This is a genomic window from Robiginitalea sp., assembly GCF_049588695.1.
Taxonomy (GTDB): domain Bacteria; phylum Bacteroidota; class Bacteroidia; order Flavobacteriales; family Flavobacteriaceae; genus Robiginitalea.
Map to the genome: position 1 here is coordinate 1 of NZ_JBAVZJ010000641.1, position 4,805 is coordinate 4,805.

General features: G+C 49.3%; 5 protein-coding genes. All 5 read left to right on the plus strand.

Annotated features, from left to right (window positions below):
• A partial coding sequence (locus WBV75_RS14635) for a DUF6624 domain-containing protein (protein WP_424121320.1) occupies positions 1-685 on the plus strand: 685 nt, incomplete at its 5' end.
• A 3-nt stretch (positions 686-688) separates the two neighbouring features.
• A complete protein-coding gene (gene tpiA / locus WBV75_RS14640) occupies positions 689-1,441 on the plus strand; it encodes a triose-phosphate isomerase (protein ID WP_424121321.1) in 753 nt (250 codons plus the stop codon).
• Positions 1,442-1,453: 12 nt separating this feature from the next.
• Entirely contained in the window at positions 1,454-2,299 is an 846-nt protein-coding gene (prmA, locus tag WBV75_RS14645) for a 50S ribosomal protein L11 methyltransferase (RefSeq protein WP_424121322.1), read from the plus strand.
• Positions 2,300-2,401: 102 nt separating this feature from the next.
• Complete coding sequence (locus WBV75_RS14650) at positions 2,402-2,677, plus strand: ATP-dependent Clp protease adaptor ClpS (RefSeq protein WP_424121323.1); 276 nt, start codon at positions 2,402-2,404, stop codon at positions 2,675-2,677.
• 65 nt (positions 2,678-2,742) lie between these two features.
• A partial coding sequence (locus tag WBV75_RS14655; RefSeq protein WP_424121324.1) for a two-component regulator propeller domain-containing protein occupies positions 2,743-4,805 on the plus strand: 2,063 nt, incomplete at its 3' end.

Here is a 4,805-nt window from a genome sequence, read left to right on the forward strand (position 1 = left end):
TAAGACAATTGTCCGCTCCAATCCCGGGGTGCTGAAACTACAAGAGGGGACCATAGTGCAGAAGTTGCACTACAACGATCTGGAGGACTTGAGTTTACCAGGACTCGCAGATTCCGAGAAATACCCTCAGGAACTAAAGTCTTATCTGGACAGTATTTTGGTACTCGATCAGAAATACCGCGCCAACTTCAGTATGGATACCTGGGGAAAGCAGGTAAAAATTGACCAGGAGAATATGGTGGCTATAGATTCAATCCTGGGGCAATATGGATATCCGGGAACAAGTCTTGTGGGGCCTGGAACCGACAGGGCGGCGTGGTATGTCATTCAGCATTCGGAACGGATTGACGAGTTCCTGCCGCAGATTGAGGTAGCCGCTGAGACCGGGGAACTTCCCTATCGCCTCTATGCGATGATGCTCGACCGTTCCCTGATGGGACAAGGTTTGCCACAGAAATACGGAACCCAGGGCATGTCTTTTTTTATGAACACACCAGAGGAAATCAACCTGATCTGGCCTGTCGAAGACCCGGAGAATGTCAATGCGTTACGGGCGGCGGCTGGTTTTAGTCAAACTATAGAGGAATCCACCGTAGATCTCTTTGGAGAAGGAAGTGAGTATATTCAGTATACTCTGGAAGAGGTCGCTGAAATTGAAGCAAAACAAAATAATACTAAATATTAAGCCATGAGGACAAAAATCGTTGCCGGCAATTGGAAAATGAATATGGATAAGGAAGGGACTAGAGCCCTGTTGACCGACTTGGTTGCAAAGCTACCGCAGACGTCAACGCTAGTTATGGTGGCTCCTACCTTTGTCAATTTGGAGTCCGCTGTAAACCAACTCAGTGGTTTACCGATAGAGGCCGTGGCACAAAACATGCATTTTGAGGACAGTGGGGCATACACAGGGGAGATTTCAGCAGGCATGCTCCGCTCTGTAGGTGTTCAAACAGTCATACTTGGCCATTCAGAACGGAGGGCATATTTTCATGAAACAGATGAACTCCTCGAAAAAAAGGTGCGCAAAGCCCTTGAAAATGATATACGGGTAATCTTTTGCTTTGGCGAAGAGCTTGCCGACAGAAAGGCCGGAAAACAGTTTGAAGTGGTGCAACGCCAATTGAGCAAGGCCCTGTTCAATCTTCCTGAAAATGCCTGGGAGGATATTATCCTGGCCTATGAACCCGTTTGGGCCATTGGAACCGGAGAAACCGCTTCCCCCGAGCAGGCCCAGGAAATGCACGCCTTTATTCGCAAGGGCGTGGCGGAAGCTTCATCTGAGAAGACGGCGGATTCTGTATCTATCCTCTATGGAGGAAGTGTTAAACCAGGGAATGCCCGGGAAATCTTTTCCAAGCCCGATGTTGACGGGGGCCTTATTGGAGGCGCCTCCCTCAAGGCGGAAGACTTTATCGCCATCGTAACAGCCTTCGATTAAGACGAAATACCTATGAAATACGTCCGGTGTATCCTGGAACTTCAACCCCTGCAGCCGGCTACCGATATTTTTATCGCTGCCCTATCCGAGTTGGGCTTCGAGAGTTTCGAAGAAACGGAACGAGGTTTGAAAGCTTATATCCAGGAATCGGACTGGGATGAGGCGGCTTTTTTGGGAATTCCGTTTTTTCAAAACGAGGCCTGGGAAGTGAATACGCGTTGGGAAGTCGTGGAGCCTGAGAACTGGAATGCAGTTTGGGAACGCGACTACAAACCCATTGAGGTCCGGGGCAAATGCGTGGTCCGGGCTCCTTTCCATAAAGAACCCCGGGATACGGAATACGATATTGTTATTTCCCCTAAAATGAGTTTTGGAACGGGCCACCATCAAACGACACGGCTGATGCTGGATTACCTCCTGGACCTGGAGGTTACCTGGGCCTCAGTCCTCGATGTAGGGACGGGTACGGGTGTATTGGCCATTCTTTGCGGACTTAAAGGCGCTCAGGGTATTACAGGCATTGATATCGATCCCTGGTCTGTTGAAAATGCGATTGAAAATGCAGCGCGAAACGGACAAAATGAGATTGAGATTTTGGAAGGTTCCATGGACCGGGTGGCCGGAAGGCAATACGATGTGGTCCTGGCAAATATCAACAGGAATGCCCTTACAGAACTGATGCCAGCCTTTACCGGGGTGCTCAGGGAAGGGGGCAAGTTGCTGATCAGCGGGTTTTACGAGGAAGACCTGCCTTATTTAAAACAGGAAGCTGCAGTCCACGGTTTGGTTTACAACAGTTACAGGGTATCTGATTTATGGACAGCAGCATCCTTTGAAAGATATGAAATGCCTTCCTGATTCCGGGTGAATTCCTAAAGTACGAACCGAGGGGGAAGGACTGTATTTCAGGGCTGCGGATGAAAAAAATAATTTACTATATTCGTAACAAAGCCTTTCATTATGAGTACGAAAGAACGCTTAGAAGAATCCCTTTTAGTAGATGAAAAAGAGCAGGACCTCAATGAGATTGTCCTCTTCAATGACGATGTCAATACTTTTGACCATGTGATCCAGACCCTGATAGATGTATGCGAGCATACCCCGGAGCAGGCAGAGCAGTGTTCCCTGATTGTCCATTACAACGGAAAATGCACGGTCAAAACAGGAGAGATCACGGATCTCAAACCGCGTTGCTCTCGCCTTTTACAGGCCGGGCTCAGTGCTGAGATCGTGTGATTTCCAATTTCCTTGTGCCCATGCAAAACCGTAAGGCACCTCCAATAAATACTCCATATTCTACTTTGAAAATCATTTCATTCCTTTGGGTATTTCTCTCCCTGCAGGTACTGACTGGGCAGCAACTGCCCCCCATACAAAATTATCAGCCAAGGGAGTATCATGCTGAAAATCAAAATTGGGGAATTACACAAGCCGCCAATGGATGGATGTACTTCGCAAACAATGGCGGGCTCCTTGAATTCAATGGGGCGGCCTGGAAAAAATATCCCTCTCCCAACGGTTCCGTCCTGCGGTCGGTTCAGGCCTGGGGCAACCGGATTTATAGCGGATGTTATATGGAATTCGGTTACTGGGAACGGGATGCTGTAGGGGAGATGAAATACACTTCCCTGAGCCAAAACCTGAAGAATGAGCTACAGGAAGACGAGCAATTTTGGAAGATAAGTACCCTGGAAGATTGGGTGCTCTTCCAGTCCCTTCAGCGCATCTATGCCTACCGGATATCAGACGGGAGTTATGAAGTAATACCCGCCGAGGCCTCACGCGCCCAGCTCTTTACCTTTCAGAATGCGATTTACTTTCAGCGAGAGGGCGGACTTTTCAAACTTGAAGATGGGAACGCCGTACCCCTGGTGTCTTCTGGCGTCGGGGACTTTTTGGTTGTGGGAATTGCCCGTATCGGCGAACGGGTAGCCTTTATAACAGAGGATGGAACCTTCCTGGGCCTTTCCGGGAACGCATTGGAACCGCTTCCGGGCTTCACTCCCAACAACGGAATGCCTGTAAAAATTTACAATTCTATCCCCCTAAAGGATGGGCATATTGCCCTTGGGACAATTTCGCAGGGTGTCTTTATCCTGGATAAGGAGGGAACAATGGTACAGCACCTCAATAAGGAGAACGGATTGAACAATAATACGGTACTTGCCCTTGCGGAAGACCGGGACGGTAATTTATGGCTTGGGCTGGACAATGGGATCAGCATTGTGAACCGAAGTTCCGCTTTCCTCGAATTCAACGACCCCGGGGGCAGGCTTGGGGTGGTCTATGCAGCAGTGGTTTCCGGAGAACAGCTTTATTTGGGCACGAATCAGGGATTATTCCGAAGGTCCCTGGAGAGCTCCGGTGATTTTGAATTCGTAGAGGGCACCGAAGGGCAGGTCTGGGGGTTCCGTAAGATTGACGGAACGCTTTTCTGCGGCCATAACCAGGGGACTTTCGTGGTGGAGGATGGAACAGCCCGGCTTATATCGGACCACCCCGGAACCTGGGATATCAAGCGCATTCCCGGCCGGGATTCCCTTTTGCTGCAGGGAAACTACCAGGGTCTTAGCGTTTTGGTGCGAAGGCCGCGGGGCTGGGTATTTCGCAATACACTGCCGGGATTTGATATCTCCAGCCGCTTCTTTGAATTTACGCCTGAGGGCTACCTGGTGGTGAATCATGAATACAAAGGGGTATATACACTGGAAATGGACGATGACCTAACCCGTGTTTCCATTAGAAAACAGCGCCCTCCCTGGGGTGTAGGAGCCAGTCTCTTTAGATACAGGGGCAACCTTTGTTATGCTACCGATAACGCCTTCTACGAATACGCCAGTGAAAAGGAGGAATTTACACTGGATTCTGCTATTACTTCTTCCCTTATGGCAAGCCCGGACAGACCCACAGGTATTTTGGTCCCCGATCCGCAGGCGGGCAGGCTCTGGGGTTTTGGGGATGGTATGATCCATTATCTGGATCCGGGTAGCCTTAACTCAGAACTGGTGCATAAAAGGGTGCACGTCCCTTCCAATTTTCGTCCGACCCTTGGGGTTATTGGGTTCGAATGCCTTGCAGCACTCGGTCTGGACCAGTACCTGATCGGTCGCTCTAACGGGTTTGTTATCCTGGATTTGAGCAAAATTGAGCGCACACAGCCTGAAATTAACATTACAGCAGTCCTGAACGAAATACAAGATCAACCAGACAGGTATCTTCCCCTGCAGTCTGAGCTAAACCTGCCTTATGATCAGGCCAATGTTTCTTTTGAATTTAATGTCCCCGAATTCGGGAAGTATAAAGAGATTGAATATCAGTACCGCTTAAAAGGCTTCCGGGAGGAATGGGGAGACTGGAGTACGAT

Excerpts from the sequence above, each read along its gene's own strand:
- tpiA (WP_424121321.1), top strand. The coding sequence starts at position 689 with ATGAGGACAAAAATCGTTGCCGGCAATTGGAAAATGAATATGGATAAG.
- prmA (WP_424121322.1), top strand. The coding sequence starts at position 1,454 with ATGAAATACGTCCGGTGTATCCTGGAACTTCAACCCCTGCAGCCGGCT.
- WBV75_RS14650 (WP_424121323.1), top strand. The coding sequence starts at position 2,402 with ATGAGTACGAAAGAACGCTTAGAAGAATCCCTTTTAGTAGATGAAAAA.